Raw genomic sequence first — 21980 nt, 5'->3', positions numbered from 1 at the left:
AAACCAATGTCAGAGCGCTTGGGGCACAAGGAAACCGCGGTACTACTGGTTCTGATGACCTTGGCGAGGCCGGTGTCCAACCCGGAGTTGAAGGACATCGTCGGGTACCCGCTCGACGGAAAGGAGCGCAGGCGGCTCAACGAGTTGGGCTTAGTGGACAGCGCCTTGGCGCCCAAGCGGTTCTTCGTCCACGAACTCACTGACAGCGGCTGGAAGTGGGCAGCTGACGAACTCGCCGCAGGCACCCCGCCTCCGCCTGCGGCCCGCAGCACGTTCGTCCCGGCCTTCTACCTCTTCATGGGGGCGGTGGACCGCTATTTGCGCCGGGAGAACGTCAGCCTGGGTGAGGTCTTCACGTCGGACGTCGAGTTGACACCCGAACAGATAGAGCAGCGGGTCCGGGCAGGCTACCTGAAGCTGGTGCGCGCGCCCGGCGGTTGGGTCAGCCTCGTCGACCTGCGGGCGGCGTTGGGTGCGGTGAACCGGGCGGACGTCGACTCGGTGCTCAAGGAGATGAGCCGGACCCAGCAGGCCAACCTGGTGCCGGAGTCCAACCGCAAGGCCCTCACCGACCGCCACCACGAGGCGGCGATCCGGGTCGGTGGCGAGGACAACCACCTGATCTCGATCGAGGCGTCATGATCGAGGGGCTCGCCGCGCTCGCCACCCTGCGGTTCGACTGGGCGGACACCCCCGACCACGTGTGGCGCGACTCCCCGTACCACGTGGACGGACCGCACGCCGACGTCGCCAGGGCGATCGACGGCGCCATCCGCGACGCCACCGCCAGCGCCGGGCCCAGCCCGATCGGACTGGTCCTGCAGGGGCAGAAGGGCGTCGGCAAGACGCACCTGCTCGGCACGGTCCGGCGCCAGACGCACGCGGCCAAGGGGTACTTCTTCCTCGACAACGTCTCCGCGGGCGACGCGTTCTGGGAGAACGCGGTCGAAGCGCTGCGGTTCGGGTTGTCGCAGGCCGACGAGTCCGGTGAGACGCAGTTGCACCGCTTCCTGCGCCAGGTGTGCGAACTGGGGGTGGTCGACCCGGCCTCGGCCAAAGTGATCCTGCGCGGCCACGGCCTGACCCGCAAGGACGTCGACGCGTTCGCCGCTGGGGTGCGCGCGCTCGACCGGCAGGTGGCCACGGAGTGCTCCGACGTCGCGCGGGCCCTGGTGCTCTACGCCGCCGAGCCGGACGCGATCAACGACATCGCCGAGGACTACCTGGACGGGGCCGAGGAATCCGAGCCGGGGGAGCGGCGTGCGTGGGGCATCCGGCGGCCCGCCAAGTCCCCACTGGCCGTCGTGCGCGACCTCACCCGGCTGCTCGCGATCACCGGTCCCGTGGTCATCTGCGTCGACCAGCTCGACACCCTGATCGCGCGCACCGAGAAGCTGACCGAGGCCGCCGACCACACCGGTGACGTCCTGCTCGCCCAGATCGCCGACGGGCTGATGCGGCTGCGCGAGGTGACCCGCAGGACCGTCACGGTGCTGGCGTGCCTGCCCGGCACCTGGACCCAGATCGCCACCAAAGCGGCCGACACCGTGCCCGACCGGTTCCGCGAGCTGCGAGTCCTGGGCCGCATCGTCGACGGCCGCATCGGACGCGACCTCGTGGCCAAGCGATTGGGCGTGGCCTACCAGGCGATGGGGTTCACCCCGCCGTACCCGACCTGGCCGGTCGCCGAGTCGACCTTCGCGGAGGGCTGGGAGCAGATCACCCCGCGCGAGCTTCTCAAGCGCATCGGCGCCCACATCGAGCTCTGCGTGCGCACCAACGAGGTCCGCGAGCTCACTTCCCTGCACGACGACGCGCCGAAGCCGGTGGCCGCGGTGCGCCCGGCGCCGAAGCTGGACCGGTTCGCCGAGCTGGACGCGGTGTTCGACGAGATCAAGGCCGAGATCGACCCGGAAGCGCTGTTCGACCACACGGTCGAGGACGAACTGGTGCCCCGACTGCTCTCCGCCGCTCTCCGCGCCTGGCTGACCGAGGTCGGCGACGACAACATGGCGTGGAACCGCCCCCGGGTCGGCAAGGGCAACGAGCTGCACGCCTGGCTCACCCGCACCCTCGACGAGGCCACCGACCTGCAGGAGCACTGGGGGTTCCGGGCGATCAACCACCCGCACCCGATCTCGGTGTTGCACCGCTTCCGCAAGGCCAAGACCGCCATGGGGCTGCGGCAGGGCGCCGACAACCGCCACCTCATCCTCATCCGCAACGACGTGTGGTCCAAGGGGCCGAAGACCAAGGCCGAGCTCGGCGCGTTCGAGGCGGCGGGCGGTCGCCGGATGGCGCTGTCGACCGACGACGCGCGCACGTTCTGGGCGCTGGACAGGTTGTTGACCCAGAACGTCGCCGGGCTGCACGAGTGGCTGGTGGACCGCAGGCCCGCGAGCCGGTCCGACCTCCTGTCCGACATCCTCCCCCAGCTTGGGGAGGGTGAGGGGACGCATCCGCCGCCGGGGGAGGTGGGGGTTGGTGTTGTTGTGGGCACTGGAGAGCCGGTTCGGGTGGAGCTGGCGGCGTTGCGTAAGCATGCTGTGGTGTTTGCGGGGTCCGGGTCGGGTAAGACCGTCCTGTTGCGACGGATTGTGGAAGAGTGTGCGCTCCAGGGGGTTTCGGCCATTGTGCTGGATCCGAACAATGACTTGGCGCGGTTGGGGGATGCGTGGCCGGAGGCTCCTGAGGCATGGGGTGCGGGGGACGCCGAGTTGGCGCGGCGGTATCTGGATGGGACTGATGTTGTGGTGTGGACGCCTGGGCGGGCCAATGGGCGGCCGTTGGCGTTTCAGCCGTTGCCGGACTTCGGTGGGGTTCTGGATGACGAGGACGAGTTCGGTGCCGCGGTTGAGGTCGCGGTGGCCAGCCTCGCGCCGCAGGTTCGGTTGACCGGGAGCACGGTCAAGGCCAACAAGGGGTTGGCGGTGTTGCGGCAGGCCGTGATCCACCACGCGCGGACGGGGTCGCGGAGCCTGCCGGGGTTGATCGAGGTGCTCGCCGATCTGCCGGAGGGGGTCAGCACGCTCAACGACGGGCACAAGATCGCGGCAGACCTGGCCGAGGCGTTGAAGGCGGCGATGGTGAACGACCCGTTGTTCGCGGGCGCGGGCACCGGGATCGACCCCGGGGAACTCCTCACGCCGGCCGAGGGCAAGCTGGCGCGGGTGTCGGTGATCAGCTTCATCGGCCTGCCAGCCGACGAGCAGCGGCAGAACTTCGTCAACCAGCTGCAGATGGAACTCTTCGCCTGGGCCAAGCGCAACCCGGCAGGCGACCGTCCACTTGGGGCGCTTTTCGTGATGGACGAGGCGCAGACGATGGCGGCGTCGGGCTCGCTCACCGCGAGCACCCGCAGCACCATCGTGTTGGCCTCGCAGGCGCGCAAGTACGGACTTGGCCTGCTGTTCGCCACCCAGGCGCCGAAGGGGGTGCACAACCAGGTGGTGGGCAACGCCACCACCCAGTTCTTCGGCCGCCTCAACAGCCCGGCCCAGATCGCCGCCGCGAACGAGATGGCCCGGGCGAAGGGCAGCCAGCTCGCCGACATCGCCCTGCTGGAGCGCGCCCAGTTCTACGTCTCCAGCGAGGCTTTCGGCTTCCAGCAGGTCACCACCCCGCTCTGCCTCACCCACCACCCGGCCAGCCCCTTGCAGCCCGAAGAGGTCATCGACCGCGCCCGGCGCTGACCAATCAACCCAGTTCCAGAGTGGTCACGCCGTAGATTTGGGACAGGGCCAGCTCGGGCGCGGGGCCGGTGTACATGCGGGCAGCCTCGAAGGTCGGTGTGAGACCGGCTTCATGTACTAGGCGTACCGCGGCGGGGTTCGCGTCTGGGACGTCGATTGCGACTGGGGTGCCTGCTGCGACGGAGTTGAGGAGGGCGGCGGCTGTGTCGGGGGTGTCGGCGTAGAGGGGGCCGATTCGGCTGGGGCCTTGGGCGTCTCGGCGGACCGCTAGGCCGGTGATGGTGTTGTCGCGGAGGGCGACTCGGGTGGTTCGGTCGGGTAGGGAGAGCCAGGTGGACAGGAAGGCGTCGCGTGGTTCGGGGAAGAAGCGACGATCGTACTCGGCGATCTGGGTGAACGGGAGGGATCTGGCGTCGACGAGCCGCACCTGGGAGTCCACAGTGGATGGTGTGCCTTCGAAGCGGACGTTGTTCCAGGCCCGGATGAAGCCCGACTTGCGGTAGTTGGGTTGCTGCGCCACGACGCCGTCGAGGCCGATCAGGCGGCCGGAGAGGCGCTGCGTCGCCGCCCGCCAGAGCTGGATGCCGTAGCCCTGGCCGCGCACGGCGGGGCGGGCGATGTAGAAACCGATGAACCCGAAACCGTTTCCGTACCGGATCGCCGACACGCACGCCACCGGTTCGCCGTCCAACCTGCCGATCAGGAAGCCGCTCGGGTCGGCGGGGGCGAACGCCTGGGGATCGGACCGGCCGGGGTTCCAGCCCTCGTCGTGCGCCCACGTGCTCATCAGGCGGATCTCGTCGACGCTGGCCGCGGTGATCTCGAAGCTCATCGGCACCTCCGGGCGCCACCCTGGCACACGCGCGGGGTCGCGCACCCGGCCAGTGCCGCGGATACCCCTGATAGCGCGGGATCCGCCACCCTGGTGAGGTACCGGACCTCGACGTGCCCGCTCGGGCGGCGGGTGGCAGGGTGTCGCCCGGACGCTGGTGTCGCCCGGAGGTTGAGGAGGACCGGTGGAGCTCGATCCGGAGCGGCTCGTCGGGGCCGCCGACGCGGTGCGGGCGGTGTTCGACGGGTTGCCGATCATGCTCGCCGGGTTGGACGGTCCGGAGTTGGTGATCGTGGCCGCCAACGCCGCCTACCGGGCCGCGATGGGGCGCGAGGAGCTCATCGGGCTCACCCCGTGGGAGGCCTTCCCCGACATCGCCGGGCAGCAGACCATCGAGATGGTCTACCGGGTCTACCGGACCGGCCGCCCGGAGTCCGGGGTCGAGTGGCGGGTGCAGTTCGACCGGCACGCCACCGGTGAGGGGGTCGTGGAGGTCTACTTCGACTTCACCACCGCGCCCCGCCTCGACGCCGACGGCACCGTCGTCGGGGTCGTGCTGTTCGCCCAGGACGTGACCGCGCGGGTCCGGCAGCGGCAGGCCGCCGAGCGCAAGGCCGAGGAGGCCGAGCGCCGCTACGCCGAGGCGCGTGAGGTCATGACCGCGCTCCAGCGCCAACTGCTCCCCTCAGGGCTGCCGGTGCTGCCGTCGTTCCGGATCGCGGGCAGCTACCTGCTCGCCGACGCGGCCGACGCCGCGGGCGGGGACTGGTTCGAGGCCGTGCCGATGACCGGCGGTCGGGTCGGGCTGGTGGTCGGCGACGTCGTGGGGCACGGGGTGGCGGCGTCCGCGGCGATGGGGCGGCTGCGCGCCGTCCTGCGCGACCGGCTCGAGGAGACCGGCGACGTCCACGCCGCGGTGGCCGCCGTCGACCGGATGGCCCGCCGCGCCAGGGACACCCACGCGGCCACGGTGTGCGTCGTGGTCGTCGACCCGGACGGCGAGTTCGAGTACTGCACCGCCGGGCACCCGCCGCCGCTGGTGGCGGGCGGCGGGCAGGCCAGGTACCTGCCGCTCACCGGGGGCGGCCCCCTGGGCACCGGCTCCACCTACGCCGTGGCCACCGGCCTGCTCGACGCGGGCGACGTCCTGCTCCTCTACAGCGACGGGCTCGTCGAACGCCCCGGCCGCGAGCCCGCCGCGTCCTCGGTCGAGCTCGCCCAGGTGCTGGCCGACGCCGTGGCCGACTCCGGCTACCACACGCCCGGCCTGTCGGCGGTGGAACGCGCGACCACGCTGACCCTGGAGATGATGGTCCGCACCACGGGCCACGCCGACGACATCACCCTGCTCGCCGCCCAGCGCGTCGCACCGGTCGACCCGCTGCGCCTCAGCCTGCCCGGCGACCTGGAGGTCGTGCGGGCGGTGCGCCGCGCGCTCGGCGCCTGGCTGGCCGCCATCGGCGCGGGCGAGCAGGACGTGGTCGCCCTGCAGCACGCCGTGGTGGAACTGGTCACCAACGCCGTCGAGCACAGCAGACCCGACCGCGCCGACGGCACGATCACCCTCGACGCCGCCCTGGGCGCCGACGGCGTCCTGCGGGTCAGCGTCACCGACGACGGCCGGTGGCTGCGCCGGTGCAGCACCACCGACCAGGACTTCCAACTCGACCACGGCCTCGGCCTGGCCATGGCGGGCGGCCTGGCCGACGAACTGCACATCGCCAGGTCCGCACACGGCACCACCGCGACCGTCCGCCGCGAACTGCACCGCCCCGCGCGGCTGCTCACCACCGGGGTCACCGGCCGCGCTCCTGCCGCCGATCCGGACCTGCTGCTGGTGCTCGACCAGCCGCAGACCGACGACAACCGCGTGGCGCTCGATGGGCCGCTGGATGTGGCGACTTGCGCTCAGTTGAGCGCCGAGCTGGACCGGTTGACGCTCGGCGGGAGCCATGAGTTGACGCTTGATCTCACTGGCGTGACTCATCTTGCGAGCGTCGCTGTGGCGGTTCTGCACCGGGCGGTGGCGCGGGGGGAGCGGAACTGTGCGAGGTTGCGGTTGTATGCGCCTGCGGGGTCGGTGGCGGATCATGTGTTGACGTTGGTGTCGTTGGAGCATGATCGGGTGGGGGAGTGAGGGTGCTTGTTGTGGGCGCTGTGAGCGTTGTCCACAACGGCTTGCGTTGTCCACAGGCTGCTGCTTGGTGCTGCCGGATTGTCGGTGCTGCTCGGTAGGCTGTGTATCGGGGGCTCTTGTGGCGGATGATCTTGTGGGAGTTGGTTGTGGTGGGTGGTTGTCCACAACGTCTTCTGTTGTCCACAGGGGGTTGGTCGGTGCTGCCGTGGTGTCGGTGTGCGGCGGTAGGCTGTGTATTTGGGGGCTTTCGGTCAGGTTGATCTTGACGTAGGCCGGGGTTGGGGGTGCGGGGCAAGGGATTTCGGCTTCCGCCTTCGGCTCCGGGGTCGGCCTCGTCGCCTGGCGGCGACCTCGGCGAACCGGGATCGGACGCCTCGTCGCCTAGCGGCGACATCGGGCCCGATCCGCGGCAATGCGGAAAGCTCGATGGGGCGAACTTGTTTTGCGCGGGGCCCCTACAACACCCGACGCAGAACCGCAAAGCAGGGGCCCAAAAGCAGGCCCTGCCGCTGACGACGCTACGGGTGTTGTCCCCCCACGCAAAACAAGTCCGCCCCATCGAGCCGGCCTGGCACCAGCGAGTCCGACTGTCCAGGTGCTGGGTTGGCAGGTCAGACGAGGGCGGGCTGGGATGGCACCGCTGCTTCCGAGTGTCCAGGCGTTGAGCAGGTGGGCTGAGGCGGACCTGACGGAAGGCCAGTTGGCACCGGCGGGTCCGAGTGTCCAGGGGCTGGCACTGTGGGTTAGGGCGGACCTGGCGGGGGGCGGGTTGGCGCCGCTGGGTCCGAGTGTTCAAGGGCTGAGCAGGTGGGTTGGGGCGGACCTGACGGGGGCTGGGTTGGCACCGGCCGTTCCGAGTGTCCGGGGGCTGGCCAGGTGGGTTGGGGTGGCACCAGCTGTTCCGGATGTCCAGTGGTTGGGCAGGGGCTGGTGGGCGCCAGCGGCTGGGCTGGTGCTCGGGTTATGGGTGTCCGGTGGCTGGCGCTGGCTGGTTCCGGCTGAGAGGTAACCAGCTGGGGTCCACAGTGGACCAAGAAAGGTTAGTCCGCCGCCGGGGGTGTTGCGGGGAGGGTGAACTGGACGCGGGTGCCGGGGGTGTGGGTGGGGTCGATCCAGATCGAGCCGCCGTGGAATTCTATGATTTTGCGGCACATTGCCAGGCCGATGCCGGTGCCGGGGTAGGTGTCTTTGGCGTGTAGGCGTTGGAAGATGACGAAGACGCGGTCGGCGTATTGGGGTTCTATGCCGATTCCGTTGTCCGTCACCGAGAACAGCCAGTGGTCGCCGTCGCGGGTGGCGGTGATGGTGATGGTGGGTGGGGTTTCGCGGCGGAACTTCAGGCCGTTGCCGATGAGGTTCTGGAAGACCGAGGTGAGGAGGGGTGCTTCGCCGTGGATGGTGGGGAGGGGGGTGATGGTGACGGTGGCCTCGGCGGCGGTGATGGCTTCGGCGAGGTTGCGGGTGGCTTGTTCGGCCAGGGCGTTGGCTGGGTGGTCGGCGTGCTTGCCGGTGTGGCGGCCGACTCGGCTGAAGGAGAGGAGGTCGTTGATCAGCACCTGCATCCGGCGGGCACCGTCCACGGCGAACTCGATGTACTGGCGGGCCTTGTCGTCGAGTTGTTCGGCGTAGCGGCGTTCCAGGAGTTGGCAGAAGCTGGCGACCTTGCGCAGCGGCTCCTGCAGGTCGTGCGAGGCGACGTAGGCGAACTGCTCCAGTTCGGCGTTCGACCGCTCGAGGTCGCGGCCCGCCGCCTGGGCTCTGTCCAGTTCGGACACGATCCGGCGGCGCATGGTGTCGACGTCGGCGCTGAGGGAGACGACCTCGCGGGGGCCGCGGACGGTGACCTCGTGGTCGAAGTCGCCGTCGGCCACCTGGCGGACCTGGTTGGTGAGCCTGCCCAGCGGGCGGACGACGGATCTGGTCATCAGCCACACGCCGACCAGGACGACCACCAGCAACCCGCCGAGGGCCACCACGCAGGTCGCGGCCAGGCGGGCGGCGGCGGTGTTCAACGCCGCGCGGGCGGCACTGCGCTCGGTCTCCAGATGCGACTGCACGTCGGTCAAAGCCGCGCGCACCGCGTCGAACTCGGACTTGCCCGTGCTCACCGTCGGCGGCGGGGCGCCCGCGCGGACGGCGGAGATGACCGGCTCGGCGTACCTCGCCCGCCAGGCCGACATCGCCCGGTCCAACTCGGCGAGGTCGCCCGCCAGCCACGGCAGGCCCGTGGGGTCGATGGTCGACCGGATCCGCGCCGCGCGGTCGCGGCCACCGTCGTAAGGCGACAGGAAGTCGTCTAGACCGCTGAGGGCGTAGCCGCGCACGCCGGTCTCCTGGTCCACCAGCGCCATGCCCAGCTGCTGGGTGTTCACCACGGTCGGACCGACGGTGTCCAGCAAGTGCGTCCGCGCCGCGGTCAGGTCCGCGATCGCCCACGCCACGCTCACCATCGCGCCGATCAGGACCGCGATCACCACCGCGGCCGAGACCAACCACCAGCGGCGCAGGGACCAGCGGGCGGACGTGGGGCGGGGGAGTGCTCCAGTGCTCATCGACACGCGCGCTTTCGCTCCGCGGACGGTCCGGCGCGCCAAGACACCCGGGCCGTCCCGCAAGGTGGTGGCGGCTGTTCGCTCAACCGTCCGCTTGGCGAAAGATCCTAAACCGCGGGCCCCGCCTGCGACCTCACAGGCCCAGTTGGCGCCTGACCTGCGCGCGCTGCTCGGCGGGCATCTCCGCCAGCCAGTCGTCGCGACTGCCGACCAGCAGGTTGTAGCGGTTGTCGGCGGTCAGCAGGGACCCCACCCAGTTGCCCCGCTCGGAGTTCCAGAACTTGGTCTCGGTGACCGCGAGCTCGCGCAGGTTCGCGTTCGTCGGCGGCTTCGCCAGCACGTCCGCGACCTCCTTCTCGTAGTGGTCGCCGATCTTCGCCGAGGCGATCTCGCCCACCCACAGCTTCAGCGCGCGCACCGGCGGTAGCGCCACCGTGGCGACGCTGATCTCGTTCTTCGCCGAGATCCGCTCCAGCACCTCGATCGCCTTGCGGCGCTGCCGGTGCGAGTACGGCTGCCCGGTGTCGTTCACCGGCAGCACCGCGGTGTGCGTGGCGCCGCCGCCCCCGAACACCCTGGCGTGGGCGTCGTCGATCTCCTGGTAGTCGGCGGCCACCGCGCGCAGACCATCCTGCACGTCCATGTACGCCTTGGCGGTCTTGGTGATCGCCTCGCGCACGTCGTCGCTGGCGAGCGCGATCGCGCTCGCGAAGAACGCCCCGATCGCCCCGTAGGCGTTCCCGCCGACCGTGGCCTGCGCGATCCGCAGGGCGGAGTTCACCTCGGTGGAGATCGACGCCACCGTGTCGGCGTGCGCGCGCACCTCGCCCAGGTTGATGTCGAACCCGCTCATCCCGCTCCTCCGCGCTCCCCCAGTGACACCGGTACCCCTGATTCTGTCGCACCGCGCCCGCCAGGTCCGCCGAACCCGGCAAATCGCACCGGCTCACCCGAACGGCCCACGCCGGTGCGCCTGGACCCCCTCGACCCGGTCATCCGACCTGTGGGCCACTTTCGAACAGCACGCGCAGCGGGTTGGCTCTGATTCAACAATCCGCCATGGACAGTACTTTGACAGGCCGGGTGAATCCCCCGGGAAGTTGCCGCCGAGTTGCCCGCCGGTTAAGTCGGTTTCCCCATGTCACGCCCACCTCCGCATTCCCGGGCCCGCGCCGAACCCCTCATCGTCCTACGGCCCGCTTGAGAAAGTGCTGAGAATCCCCACCCGCGGGCGGCGCGCCCGGATACGCTGGCAATCAGTCAGGGGCGATGTCGCGTGTCCATTTGGACCCGTCGCCGCGGGCCGCGCTGTTCTCCCGGGGGTGGGTGCGCTGGTCCACCCTGGCCTGTTTCTGTCATGAGGGGGACGCATTGTCACGTTCGCATTGTCTATCCGCTTGCTGTTCCGCCGCGCACGTGGGCGCCCGGGCGTGCGGCAGCTGCCGCGACCGGCTCGCCCGCGGCCTGCTCCAGGTCGCGAGCGCGCACCGGGAGCTGCTGCGGGTGCTGGCCACCTCGCCGCGGCACGGGGAGCGGGTGCGCGGCGGCGCCCACCCGGGGCTCCCGTTCAACACCGAGGCCGCCGACCTGCGCGCCGAGCAGCTCGGCGTCCTCGCCGCCTGGGTCGACCTGGTCGCGGCCGAGCGCGGCACCCGCGCGCCTGCGCGGCTGGTCGAGGCCCAGGTCGGGTTCCTGATCGCGCACCTGGACTGGCTGATGGCGCACGCCGCGGGCGCCGACTTCGCCGAGGAGCTGCTCGGCCTGGTCGCGGCCACCCGCCCGCGGGCGGGCCAGGACGTGGCGACCGTGCCCATCGGCGGCTGCGTCGAGCCGGGCTGCCGCGGCCAGCTGCGCGCGGTGGCCCGCTCGGCGATCACCTGCACCCGCGATCCCGCGCACTCGTGGGCGCCGCGCCGCTGGCCGGAGCTGCGGCGAGCGCTGACCGGGGTCTGAGGCCGTGGCGGTGCCGCGCGGGCTGAGCGCGCACGACGTCGCGCAGATCTGGTCGGTGCCCCTGGCCAGGGTGTACCGGCTGGCCAACGCGCACCGGTGGCGGCGCTACCGGGAGGGGCGGCTCACCTTCTACCACCCCGACGACGTCGCCACGACCATGGACGCGGTCCAACCGGAAGAAACCGAATCGGGGGGTTGACATGCCGGGGCCAGTGCCCGAAGAATACTCCACGAAGTTGGAGTGGTGTGCCAACTGGTCTTCTTCCCCGAAATGCCTCGGTTCTTTCCCGAGCTGATCCCGGGTGTCCACGCTTTTCCCGCCGGGTAGTGCCGTACCGCATTCCCGCGCTGAATTCCCTTCTCCTCGGCTGGCACCCGTGTGCCCCGAGAACCCCATTTCCCGCGAAAGGCGGCGACCATGCAGATCGGGGCGACCGCGGTGGTCACCGGAGGATCGCGCGGAATCGGCCGCTCGGTCGCGATCCGGCTGGCGCGCGACGGTTATGACATCGCTTTCTGCTACCGCGCTGACACCGGGGCCGCCGAGGAGGTGGCCGCCGCGGTCCGCGCCGAGGGCCGCCGGGTGCACCACGCCCGCTGCGACGTCACCGACGAGGCCGCCGTCGTCGCGTTCCTGGCCGGTGCCAAGGCCGAGCTCGGCCCGCCGAGCGCCCTGGTCAACTCGGCCGGGATCGTGCGCGACAACCCGATGGCCCTGATGTCCACCGCGGACTGGCGGGCGGTGCTCGACACCAACCTCACCGGCGCGTTCACCGTGTCGCGCGCGGTGGTGTTCGAGCTGATGAAGCAGCGGCGCGGCGCGATCGTCAGCATCTCCTCGATCGCGGGCGTCTACGGCAACGCCACCCAGTCCAACTACGCCGCGGCCAAGGCTGGCGTGCACGGCATGAGCCGGGCCCTGGCCAAGGAGGTCGGCGGGCACGGCGTGCGGGTCAACGTGGTCGCGCCCGGGTTCATCGAGACCGACATGACCGCGGGCCTGCCCGAGCGGCGCCGCGCCGACACCCTCGGCCGGGTCCCGCTCGGCCGCTTCGGCACCCCCGACGACGTGGCCGACCTGGTCTCGTTCCTGCTCTCCGACCGGGCCGCCTACATCACCGGCCAGGTCATCCAGGTCGACGGCGGGCTGGTGCTGTGACGGCGAACCAGGCGAAGCCGCTGTCGGCGGTGGACCGCGTCGAGGGCACCACCGCGTACAAAGTGGTCTCCGCGCGGGACCCGTACCTGTCCGGGCACTACCCCGGGTGGCCCGTCTACCCGGGTGTGTTCACCGTCGAGACCGTCCTGCAGGCCGCGCGGCTCGTCCTCGCGCCCCAGCGGGTCGAGCTCGCCGCCGTCGTCTCACTAGGACTTACCGCCCCGCTGCACCCCGGTGACCGGCTCACCGCCCACCTCGACATCACCGGCGACCGGGTGCGCGCCAAGTGCGTCCGCGACGACGGCACCCCCGCCGCGCGGATGACCCTGGAACTGCGGGGTGCCGGTGCTCGAACTGCCTGACATCGCCCGCGTGCTGCCGCACCGGCACCCGATCCTGCTCGTCGACCGGGTCCGCCACCTCGACCCCGACCGCCGCATCGTCGCCGAAAAGGCGATCAGCGGCGCGGAACCCTGCTACGCCGGGATTGACGAGCACGCGGGCCCTGATGACCACGCCTACCCGGCGACCCTGCTGATCGAGTCGTTCGGTCAGGCGGGCGCGCTGCTGTGGCTGCACAGCGCGCGCCTGCGGGGACTCGACCTGCCGGGACTACCGCTGTTCGGCGCGGCCAGGGACGTGCGGTTCACCGGCTCCGCCTACCCGGGCGACGTCGTCGAGCACACCGTCGAACTGGCGGGCACGAAGGGCGACACCGCTTTCCTCACCGGCGAGACGCGGGTGCGCGGCACCGTGATCGTCACTTTCGGCTCGATGCTCGCCGTGGCCAGGGGGCGCCCTGCCGCGCCCGAGCGGAACCTGAACCACCGCGCGGCTGCCGTCCGTCGCCTGCCGCGCCGCTGATGTGCTCCCGCAGTACCCGACACCCCAGGAGGACCCGATGACCCAGATCACCGCCACCCTCGACGAGCTGCGCGAGATCGCCGCCGACGTCCTGGAGGTCGAACCGGAGGAGGTCTCCGACGACGGCCTGTTCGCCGAGGAGCACGACACCGACTCGTTGCGCGCCATCGAGCTGCTGGCCCGGGTGGAGAAGCGCTACAAGGTCGACATCCCGCAGCAGGAGCTGCCGAACATGGTCAGCCTGCGCGCCCTGCACGACGTCGTCGCCAAGTACGCGGTCCGGGGCTGAGCGTGCGCCGGGTCGCCATCACCGGCCTGGGCCCGGTGTCGAGCATCGGCGTCGGCGCGCGGGCGTTCGCCGCCGCGCTGCGGGCCGGGCGCAGCGGCATCAGCGAGATCAGCGCGTTCGACGCCACCGGGTTCCTGCACCGCCGGGCCGGGGAGGTCACCGGGTTCGCCCCCGGTGACCTGCTCGAGCGCCTCGACCCAGCCCGGTGGGGGCGCACCAGCCTGTTCGCCGCGGCGTCGGCGAGGTTGGCGGTGCGCGACAGCGGGATCGACCCGGATCGGTTGACGGGGACGGCATCCGGCTCGGTGTTCGGCACGACCGGTGGCGAGTCCCGGGTGGTGGAGCTGCTGACCGAACAGGTGGTCGCCGCTGGGTTCCCCGCGTTGAACCCGGCCGAGGTCGCGGCCGTGCCCGCCGAGCGCATCAGCGCCGCGGTCAACGCCGAGCTCGGGCTGACGGGGGAGTGCCTGACGCTGTCCACCGCCTGCTCGGCGAGCAACTACGCGCTCGGCCACGCCTACGACCTGGTCGCCTGCGGGGAGCAGGACCACGTGGTGGCGGGCGGCGCCGACTCGGTCGCCCGCTGGGTGCACGCGGGCTTCTCCCGCCTCGGCGCGGTCACCGGCCTCGCCTGCGCACCTTTCGACCGCGACCGCTCCGGCATCCTCACCGGCGAGGGCGGCGCGGCCCTGTTCGTCGAGTCGCTGGACTCGGCGCGGGCCAGGGGCGCGCGGATCTACGCCGAGGTCCTCGGCTACGGCCTCAACTGCGACGCCGAGCACATGGTCGCGCCCAACGCCGAGAGCATCGCGGAGTGCATGCGGCTGGCCCACCGCAACGCCGGGATCAGCGCGTCCGATGTGGACTACATCTGCGCGCACGGGACGGGGACACCGGCCAACGACCTGGTGGAGGCCCGCGCGGTACACGCCGTGTTCGGCGCCGAGCCACCGCCGATCAGCTCCATCAAGTCGATGTTGGGGCACACGATGGGGGCGGCGAGCGGGTTCGGCGCGATCGCCGCGGTGCTGGGCATCGCCGAGGGTTTCATACCGCCGACGATCAACTTCCAGGAACCGGATCCAGCGCTGGGCGGTATTGATCCGGTGCCGAACGTGGCTCGGGCTGCGCGGTTGGACGTGGTGCAGAACAACGGGTTCGCCTTCGGCGGGAACAACGCGATCGCGGTCCTGGGGAGGGTCGCATGATCGCGACTGCGGAGCGTGGCCGAGGGGGCGGTGTGTCTCAGGTGGACTGTTCGCGCCAGGGTGAGGTGCTGGCCCACGAGCTGGGAGTGATCTCGGTGTTCGGTGGGAATGCGCGGCTGGTCAGCTCGGTCGGGTCGGTCCTGGACCGTACCGCGAGGGCGGCGAGCGGGTTCGGCGCGATCGCCGCGGTGCTGGGCATTGCCGGTGGGTTCATGCTGCGGCGGAACAACTTCCAAGAGCCCGATCCGGCGCTGGGCGGCATTGACCCGGTGCCGAACGTGGCTCGGGCTGCGCGGTTGGACGTGGTGCAGAACAACGGGCTCGCCTTTGGCGGGAACAACGCGATCGCGGTCCTGGGGAGGGTCGCATGATCGCGATTACCGGGGTGGGGGTGGTCGCGGGGGGTGGTGCGGTTGAGGTCGGGGGGATGTTCGACGAGGAGTTGCCGGGGCCGGTGGCGCATGTCATCCGGGATTTCGATGTGCGGGCGCAGCTGGGGCGGAAGGGGACCAGCGGTTATGACCGGACCACGGCGTTGGCTGTGGTTGGGTGTGGGCGCGCGTTGGAGTCGATCGGGTCTGCTGTGGATGGTCATGACCGGGCGCGGTTCGGTGTGGTGCTCGGCACGACCGCCGGTGGAGTTCGGGCTACCAGTGACTTCAGCCGGGCGACGATCGTGGAGGATCGGCCTTATCACGTGAACCCGGTGCTGTTCCCGGCTGCGGTGATGAACTCGGCCGCGGGGCACAGCGCGATCCGCTACGGGCTCAAAGGGGTCAACGCGACCATCGCGGCCGGGCAGTTGGCCGGGGTGCGGACCTTGCGCTACACCGGCATGACCCTGGCCAGGGGGTACGCCGACGCCGTGCTGGTTGGTGCGGCCGAGGAGTTCAGCCCGCACACCGCCTGGGCGGATCACCTCCGCTACGGCGGGCGGGGCGTGCTCCCGGGCGAAGGCGCGGTCGTGTTCGTCGCAGAACGGGCCGCGGATGTTCGGGCGGCGGGGCGGGTGCCGCTGGCGGAGGTGCTCGCGACCGCGGTGAGCACCTCGGGGGATCTCAGCGAGGTCCTTCGGCGGGCGCTCGCCAAAGCCGAGGTAAAGCCAAGCGAGGTCTGGGCTGTCGCTACCGGTGAGCGGGGCATTCCCGAGCGGGACCACGGGGAGGTCACCGCGGTGGCCGAGGTCTTCGGGGACGTGGAGCGGATCCGGGTCAAGGAGACGGTGGGGGAGTGCCACGCGGCTTCCGGGGCGTTCCAGGTGGCAGCACTGCTGGAGCGGTCCGCGATTGATTCCGATGTGGACGGTCGGCCGAGCGTGGTGACCGGGACGACGTCCGATGGTGCGGTGGGTGCTGTGGTGCTGAGGGGGTGGCGGCGTGCGGATCGTGGTGACGGGGTATGACATGGTCACTGGTCTGGGGGATCTGCGGTCGACCACCGCGGGGTTGTTCGCGGGCCGGACAGCGTTGGGGCCCCTGCGGTTCCACGACAAGACCGGTGTGACCCACGGCTACCAGATCCCCGACGAGGATCCTGAGCCGTCGCTGCGTGCTTCGCGGTGGCTGACCCGGTGCGTCGCGGGAGCGGCCGCCGCTGGGCTGCCGCCGGATGTGCGACGGGTCCATGTCGTGGTCGGCACCGGGTTGCGCGAGCTGCGCGCGGTCGAGCGGTGGGCCGTCGACGGCGCCGCGCTCGATCCGGCGGACCTGCACTTCGGCCGCGCCGTGCGGCGCGCACTGCCCACTGTGGAGGGTGTGCACACCGTCGCCAACGCCTGCTCGGCCTCCGGGCACGCGCTCGCGGTCGGCGCGGACATGCTGGTCACCGGTGAGGCCGACGCCGTGGTGGTCGCGGGCGCGGACGCCATGACCGACAGCATGTTGGCGATGATCGCCCGGATCTCGGACGACCCCACCACCGCCCTGCGGCCGTTCGACCGCGACCGCACCGGCGTCCTGCTCGGCGAGGGAGCCGCGGCGGTGGTGTTGAGACCCGACGCGCCGGACGCCCGTGCTCACCTGCTGTCCACCAGCCTCACCTGCGACGCCTTCCACGAGACCGGCCCGCACCTCCCCGGGATCGTCAACGCCATGCGCGACGCCCACACCCGGGCCGGGATCACCGCTGAGGACATCGACCTCGTCGTCGCGCACGGCACCGGAACCGCGCTCAACGACCCGACTGAGGCTGCTGCGCTCACCCAGGTTCTCGGCGATCGCCCATCGGTCACCGCGTTGAAGGGCGCCCTCGGCCACACGTCAGGAGCTGCCGCGCTGATGAACCTCATCGTGGCCATCGAGTCGATGCACGCCGGTCGGGTGCCCGCGGTCGCCGGGCTTATCAACTCCATCCCCGAAGCCGCCGGACTGCGCCTGGTGCGCGGTGAACCGGAGGCGGGTCGGTTCGAGTTGGCCCAGGTGAACGCCTTCGGGTTCGGCGGCGTGAACGCGGTATCGGTGGTGGGTCTGCCATGACCGCCTCGATCATCGGCCACGCACTGCACGTTCCCAGCGAGGGAGACTGTTCACCAGAGCAGGCACACACCTTGTTGGGACGCAAAGGTTTGCTTGGCAAGGATCCCGCCACGAGACTCGCTCTCTGCGCGGTCCACCGAGCGCTGGGGCTACCACTGGGCAAGCCGACCTTGCCGTTGCCCGGAGCTGTCACCACCGGTGTGGTCGTCAGTTCCAACCTGGGCAACATCGACACCGTGCGCTCGGCCGCTGCCCTCGTCCGGGCTGGGGAACGGCGGTCCATCAGCCCGATGGACATCCCCAACGCGTCTAGCAACGTCATCGCAGGGGCCATCGCGATCCGGTTCGGCTTCACCGGCCCCAACCTCACCCTCTGCTCCGGCCGCACCTCAGGGATCGACGCGCTTCGCCACGGATCACGCCTCATCGCGGCCGATCGCGCGGATCGAGTTGTGGTCGTGGGCGTTGAGCCTGATTGCGACTTGGTAGAGACCACAGCTGTCGCCGCCTGCGTGGTGCTTTCCCGCGAGCCTGGTGCCTTGGCGCTGGACCTGGGGACGACTCCTGCGGCGCTGACCCTGGAGGATGACCCGCTGGGGGAGATTTACGGCGCGCTGGGGGTTGTCCAGGCCGTTCGTGCAGCTGAGTGGTTGTCCGCGGGCAGCGGGCCTGATGCGCTGTTGACCTGCGGTGATAACGAGGACGGATACGCCTCGATCCGGGTGGTGGCGCGATGAGCGTCGGCGTTCGGTTGCTTGGCGGTGACGGACCGGTCGTGGTCGCCGCGCACGGGGTGGAGGACCGGTGGGACAGTTGGCGCGCGGTCGCCGAGCGGTTCCCGGGCCGGTTCTACGCGCTCGACCTGCCGTGGCGGGCGGGCAACGACTACCGCTGGACTTCCGACGGCGACGCCGGGGCGTGGTTGCGCCGGGCGCTGGACGAGGTTCCGGAGCCGGTGGAGGTCCTGATTGGACATTCATTCGGTGCCAACGCGGTCCTGCAGCACTTGGCTGAGGTAGCGGCCGTTCCCGCGCTGTTGCTCGTCCCGTTCTACCCGACCGCGGCGGAGCCGTACGAGCGCGCGTACGCCGACTTCCGCGCGATCATGGCCGAGGGCTTGCGACTGCGGTTGGGATCGCGGGTGGTCGAGGACGAGCTCGTCGACGCCATGGTCGACCAGACCGCACGACGGGCGGGCGAGCACGGTCTCGGTGCGCTGTTCGACCAGTTCCGCCGCACCGCGAAGTTGCCGCTCGCCGAGGTGCGCACCCCGACCATGGTGCTGACCTGCTCGGGAGACCGGGCGCTGCCGCCCGACCGGGCTCATGCCTTGGCCGCCGCGATGCTCGCGGCCGAGGTCCGCCTGGTGCCGGGCGGGACGCACTTCCAGCACCTCGACCGCCCCGAGCGGGTGGCCGCCGCGTTGACCGAGTTCACCGACCGCGAAGGGAGCGATGCCGCGTGACCACCGGAGTCCAGACGCCGACGAGCACCGTGGGCCGACCGCGCTACGAGGGTGCGAACATCCGCACCTGGATCGGGTTCAAGCACTTCGGCTACCTGCTGGAGGAGGCCGTCCTCGACCACTTCCGCGGCTTGGGCCTCGGCCCGGCCGCGCTGTTCCACCGGCACGGGGTGGGCTTGGAGTTCGTCGAGACCTCGATCCAGCTCCCGGCGACCCTCGACGTCGACGACGTCGTCACCACCGTGCTGACCCCGGTGGACGGTGTGGGGCCCGCGCTGCGGTTCACCGCCAAGATGACCGTGGACCGGGGCGGCCGCACGGAGACCGTCCTCACCGGACGAATCGCTGTCGTCCTGACTTCCGCGGGCGTCGCGGGTGATCCGCTGCCCATGGGATTGGATCGCCATCTCGTGTCCGCTGTGGACTCGCTCGGCAAGCAAGAGGGGGTTGCGGAGCTCCCCCTGTCCGACAATGCTTTTCTCTGGAGTTGGCGGATCCCGTACTACGACTGCCACCTGTCTGATCGGCTGCAACACGGGGGCTACATCAAGGCTGTCGAAGAGGGTATCGACCGCTTCCTCGCCGACCGGGGCATCTCGATCCGCACCATGCTCGACACCCGGGGCTGGATCCCGGTCGTGTCCCGCTCCCGGATCAAGGTCTTCGCCGCCGCGTACATGGAGGAGACCGTCCACACCGTGCTCACCGTGCGCGACATCGTCCGCGATGTCCTGTACACCGCCGACCTCGACTTCTACGTCCGCCGCGGCGACCGCCTCATCCGCACCGCCACGGCCACGATCCTGCACGGCTACGCCATCAGCCGCGGCGAGCGGGCGGGTGCGCTGGCCGAGTTCGACGCCGTCACCCGGGCCGCCTTGCTCGGGGGTTCGCGGTGAGGACCAAACGCCCCCGGGTGTTCTTCGCGCTGAACAGCCCGTACAGCTGGATGGCGGTGCGGGACCTGCTCGCGCGGGTGCCGGATGTGGTGCACCGGGCCGACTTCATCCCGTTCTGGGAGCCGGACAAGACGACCGAGGCCGCCCTGCACGCCCGCGGCGCCGAGATCATCTACGTCCCGATGAGCAAGGCCAAACACCTCTACCTGCTCGCCGACACCAAGCGCCTGGCCCAGGAACGCGGCTACCCCCTGGTCTGGCCGGTGGACGTCGACCCGTGGTGGGAACTGCCCAACCTGGCCTGGCTGCACGCCCGTCGCGCGGGCCAGGCGTGGCCGTTCTACCTGGCGCTCACCGAGGCCCGCTGGGAGCGCGGCGAGAACATCTGCGACCCGCAGGTTGTCCGTGCCGCCGCCCTTGCCTGTGACATGAACCCGGACACCGTCCTCGATGCCCCCAGCGACCCTTCCCTGCGCGCCGAGGGAGTGGACATGCTCACCGCCGCTTATGAAGACGACATCTTCGGCGTCCCGTATTTCCGTCTGGGTCGCCACCGCTACTGGGGCCTCGACCGCCTCGAGCACTTCATCGCCGCGCTCAGCGGCCCGGATACCGCTGCTCCATCCACTAAGGACATACCGGCGCCGGTGCTCGCGGCGACCGGCGCGTTCGACCGCGACACGGCCGGGGGCTGCGGATGATCATCGCCGAGAAGTTGGTGAAGACCTATGGCGAGGTCAGGGCGGTCGACGGGCTCGACCTGCTTGTGCCGCAAGGGACTGTCTTCGGGCTGCTGGGTCCCAATGGGGCGGGCAAGACGACGTCTGTGCGGATGTTGGCCTCGTTGTGCGCACCGGATTCGGGGCGGGCGGTCGTGGCCGGGATCGACGTCGTGCGCAAGCCCAGGGAAGTGCGGAAGGTCATGGGGTTGGCCGGGCAGTACTCGGCGGTCGACGACAACCTCACCGGCAGACAGAACCTGGACATGATCGGTCGCCTGCACCACCTGGGAGCCGCGGCCGCGCGGACCAGGGCGGAGGAGTTGCTGCGGCGGTTCGACCTGGTCGACGCGGCGGACAGGCAAGCCAGGGGGTACTCCGGGGGGATGCGCAGGCGCCTGGACCTCGCGGGGGCCTTGGTGGGGCGGCCGCGGGTGCTGTTCCTGGACGAGCCGACCACCGGGCTCGATCCGCGGAGCAGGCAGCAGCTGTGGGACGTGGTGCAGGACCTCGCCGACACCGGCACGACCGTCCTGCTGACCACCCAATACCTCGAGGAAGCCGACCGCCTCGCCGCCGAGATCGCGGTCGTCGACGGCGGGCGGATCATCGCGCAGGGCAGCCCCGAGCGGCTCAAGGCGGACGTGGGCGGGGGCAGGCTTGAGGTGACCCTGCGCGAACAGGCACACCTGGCGGTCGCGATAGAAGTCCTCGGCAGCCTTGCCGGAGTCCGGCCGCGGCCGCATCCGGAGTTGACCAGGGTCGACGTGCCCACTGATGACGGGGAGCTGTTGGTCGCCGCCGTGCGGGCCCTCGACGCGGCCGGGGTGCGGGTGGTCGACATCGCCCTGCGCAGGCCGACCCTCGACGACGTGTTCCTCGCGCTCACCGGGCGCGCGGCCGAGCGGGGGGCGGCATGAGCGTCGCGCACGCCCTGCGGTGGGGTGTCTCCGATACCCACACCATGGTCCGCCGTTATGTCATCGGGTTGACGAAAACCCCGGAAGTCCTTTTCTTCACCACCGTCCAACCGGTATTGTTCGTGTTGCTGTTCGCCGGGGTTTTCGGTGGTTCCATCGACGCGCCCGGCGGGAACTACGCCGAATATCTGATGCCCGGTGTTTTCGTGCAGACGGCGGCGTTCGCGATCGCGGTCACCGGGTCGGCGGTGGCGCTGGACGTGCGGCGCGGGGTGGTCGACCGCTTCCGCTCGCTGCCCATGGCCCCCACCGCCGTGCTCGCCGGGCGGGCGGTGGCCGACCTGCTGCTCACCACCGTCTCCCTCGCCGTGCTCAGCGGCTTCGGACTGCTCGTCGGCTGGCAGCCGCACGCGGGCTTCCCGCAGGTCATCGCCGCCTACCTGGTGCTGCTGGCGTTCGCCTTCGCGGTCACCTGGCTCGGCGTCTACGTGGGCCTGGTGGTGCGTGCGCCGGAGGTCGCCTCGCAGGCCAGCTTGTTCACCGTCATCCCGCTCGTCTTCCTGTCCAACCTCTACGTGCCCATCGACACGCTGCCCGGCTGGGTGCGCCCGCTGGCCGCCTGGAACCCGGTGAGCGCGTTGGTGAGCACCGTGCGCGACCTGTTCGGCAATTCCGACCGGCATATCGCGGAATCCTTTCCCGGCCGGTACCCGGAACTGGTAGCGTTGATCTCGATCGGATTGTTGCTGGCGGTCTTCGTACCGCTTTCAGTGGCCAAGTTCCACCGCGCCGACCGTTGACCGGTCCGGAACCGAAA

Annotated in this window: 22 protein-coding genes; 19 read left to right on the top strand and 3 right to left on the bottom strand. The window is 70.7% G+C overall.

Going from position 1 to position 21980, the window contains the following annotated elements; translation table 11 throughout:
* The first annotated feature begins 6 nt into the window (after positions 1–6).
* Positions 7–642, top strand: coding sequence for a hypothetical protein (locus LV75_RS09375; protein ID WP_253886414.1), 636 nt, complete (start codon positions 7–9; stop codon positions 640–642).
* On the top strand, positions 639–3692 hold the full coding sequence (locus LV75_RS09370; RefSeq protein WP_253886413.1) for a helicase HerA domain-containing protein: 3054 nt from the start codon (positions 639–641) through the stop codon (positions 3690–3692). The genes LV75_RS09375 and LV75_RS09370 overlap by 4 nt, the downstream gene beginning before the upstream one ends.
* A gap of 4 nt (positions 3693–3696) precedes the next feature.
* Here the strand turns inward: LV75_RS09370 and LV75_RS09365 are convergent, their stop codons facing one another.
* Positions 3697–4524 (bottom strand): GNAT family N-acetyltransferase, encoded by an 828-nt coding sequence (locus tag LV75_RS09365; protein WP_253886412.1) that lies wholly within the window; start codon positions 4522–4524, stop codon positions 3697–3699.
* Between the two features lie 184 nt (positions 4525–4708).
* Here LV75_RS09365 and LV75_RS09360 point away from each other — a divergent pair, with 184 nt between their 5' ends.
* On the top strand, positions 4709–6661 hold the full coding sequence (locus tag LV75_RS09360; RefSeq protein WP_253886411.1) for a SpoIIE family protein phosphatase: 1953 nt from the start codon (positions 4709–4711) through the stop codon (positions 6659–6661).
* Between the two features lie 1040 nt (positions 6662–7701).
* On the opposite strand, the gene LV75_RS09355 is transcribed toward LV75_RS09360, so the two are convergent.
* Together LV75_RS09355 and LV75_RS09350 are read right to left on the bottom strand one after the other, a co-directional pair.
* Positions 7702–9213, bottom strand: coding sequence for a sensor histidine kinase (locus LV75_RS09355; RefSeq protein WP_253886410.1), 1512 nt, complete (start codon positions 9211–9213; stop codon positions 7702–7704).
* Positions 9214–9346: 133 nt separating this feature from the next.
* Positions 9347–10066, bottom strand: a complete 720-nt coding sequence (locus LV75_RS09350; protein WP_253886409.1) for a type VII secretion target — start codon at positions 10064–10066, stop codon at positions 9347–9349.
* Positions 10067–10629: 563 nt separating this feature from the next.
* Between LV75_RS09350 and LV75_RS09345 the strand changes: the two genes are divergently transcribed.
* The 16 genes from LV75_RS09345 (at position 10630) to LV75_RS09270 (ending at position 21963) form a co-directional block, all read left to right on the top strand.
* A complete protein-coding gene (locus LV75_RS09345) occupies positions 10630–11166 on the top strand; it encodes a hypothetical protein (protein WP_253886408.1) in 537 nt (178 codons plus the stop codon).
* Positions 11167–11170: 4 nt separating this feature from the next.
* On the top strand, positions 11171–11365 hold the full coding sequence (locus LV75_RS09340; RefSeq protein ID WP_253886407.1) for a hypothetical protein: 195 nt from the start codon (positions 11171–11173) through the stop codon (positions 11363–11365).
* Between the two features lie 219 nt (positions 11366–11584).
* Entirely contained in the window at positions 11585–12325 is a 741-nt protein-coding gene (fabG, locus tag LV75_RS09335; RefSeq protein WP_253886406.1) for a 3-oxoacyl-ACP reductase FabG, read from the top strand.
* Complete coding sequence (locus LV75_RS09330) at positions 12322–12687, top strand: ApeI family dehydratase (RefSeq protein WP_253886405.1); 366 nt, start codon at positions 12322–12324, stop codon at positions 12685–12687. Before fabG ends, LV75_RS09330 begins: the two co-directional genes overlap by 4 nt.
* A complete protein-coding gene (locus LV75_RS09325; protein ID WP_253886404.1) occupies positions 12671–13189 on the top strand; it encodes a 3-hydroxyacyl-ACP dehydratase FabZ family protein in 519 nt (172 codons plus the stop codon). The genes LV75_RS09330 and LV75_RS09325 overlap by 17 nt, the downstream gene beginning before the upstream one ends.
* A gap of 37 nt (positions 13190–13226) precedes the next feature.
* Complete coding sequence (locus LV75_RS09320; protein ID WP_253886403.1) at positions 13227–13478, top strand: acyl carrier protein; 252 nt, start codon at positions 13227–13229, stop codon at positions 13476–13478.
* A gap of 2 nt (positions 13479–13480) precedes the next feature.
* Positions 13481–14686: a beta-ketoacyl-[acyl-carrier-protein] synthase family protein gene (locus tag LV75_RS09315; protein WP_253886402.1), complete on the top strand. Its 1206-nt coding sequence runs from the start codon at positions 13481–13483 to the stop codon at positions 14684–14686.
* A 32-nt stretch (positions 14687–14718) separates the two neighbouring features.
* Positions 14719–15057 carry a hypothetical protein gene (locus LV75_RS09310; RefSeq protein WP_253886401.1) on the top strand — a complete coding sequence of 113 codons (339 nt, stop codon included), beginning with the start codon at positions 14719–14721 and terminating at the stop codon, positions 15055–15057.
* Positions 15054–16088, top strand: coding sequence for a beta-ketoacyl synthase N-terminal-like domain-containing protein (locus LV75_RS09305; protein ID WP_253886400.1), 1035 nt, complete (start codon positions 15054–15056; stop codon positions 16086–16088). Before LV75_RS09310 ends, LV75_RS09305 begins: the two co-directional genes overlap by 4 nt.
* Entirely contained in the window at positions 16063–17160 is a 1098-nt protein-coding gene (locus tag LV75_RS09300) for a beta-ketoacyl-[acyl-carrier-protein] synthase family protein (protein WP_253886399.1), read from the top strand. Before LV75_RS09305 ends, LV75_RS09300 begins: the two co-directional genes overlap by 26 nt.
* Positions 17157–17897 (top strand): beta-ketoacyl synthase N-terminal-like domain-containing protein, encoded by a 741-nt coding sequence (locus LV75_RS09295; RefSeq protein WP_253886398.1) that lies wholly within the window; start codon positions 17157–17159, stop codon positions 17895–17897. Before LV75_RS09300 ends, LV75_RS09295 begins: the two co-directional genes overlap by 4 nt.
* Positions 17894–18625 carry an alpha/beta fold hydrolase gene (locus LV75_RS09290; protein WP_253886397.1) on the top strand — a complete coding sequence of 244 codons (732 nt, stop codon included), beginning with the start codon at positions 17894–17896 and terminating at the stop codon, positions 18623–18625. The genes LV75_RS09295 and LV75_RS09290 overlap by 4 nt, the downstream gene beginning before the upstream one ends.
* The gene (locus LV75_RS09285; RefSeq protein WP_253886396.1) at positions 18622–19524 is read left to right on the top strand and encodes an acyl-CoA thioesterase family protein; all 903 of its coding nucleotides are present in this window, start codon (positions 18622–18624) and stop codon (positions 19522–19524) included. The genes LV75_RS09290 and LV75_RS09285 overlap by 4 nt, the downstream gene beginning before the upstream one ends.
* Positions 19521–20225: a 2-hydroxychromene-2-carboxylate isomerase gene (locus tag LV75_RS09280; protein ID WP_253886395.1), complete on the top strand. Its 705-nt coding sequence runs from the start codon at positions 19521–19523 to the stop codon at positions 20223–20225. The genes LV75_RS09285 and LV75_RS09280 overlap by 4 nt, the downstream gene beginning before the upstream one ends.
* Complete coding sequence (locus tag LV75_RS09275; RefSeq protein ID WP_253886394.1) at positions 20222–21163, top strand: ATP-binding cassette domain-containing protein; 942 nt, start codon at positions 20222–20224, stop codon at positions 21161–21163. Before LV75_RS09280 ends, LV75_RS09275 begins: the two co-directional genes overlap by 4 nt.
* Positions 21160–21963 (top strand): ABC transporter permease, encoded by an 804-nt coding sequence (locus LV75_RS09270; protein ID WP_253886393.1) that lies wholly within the window; start codon positions 21160–21162, stop codon positions 21961–21963. The genes LV75_RS09275 and LV75_RS09270 overlap by 4 nt, the downstream gene beginning before the upstream one ends.
* Positions 21964–21980: the final 17 nt, after the last annotated feature.

The sequence above is a fragment of the Actinokineospora diospyrosa genome, from assembly GCF_024171925.1.
In the GTDB taxonomy this organism is placed as follows: Bacteria; Actinomycetota; Actinomycetes; order Mycobacteriales; family Pseudonocardiaceae; genus Actinokineospora; species Actinokineospora diospyrosa.
The sequence above is the reverse complement of the archived record's forward strand: the minus strand, read 5'-3'. Positions and strand labels throughout refer to the sequence as shown.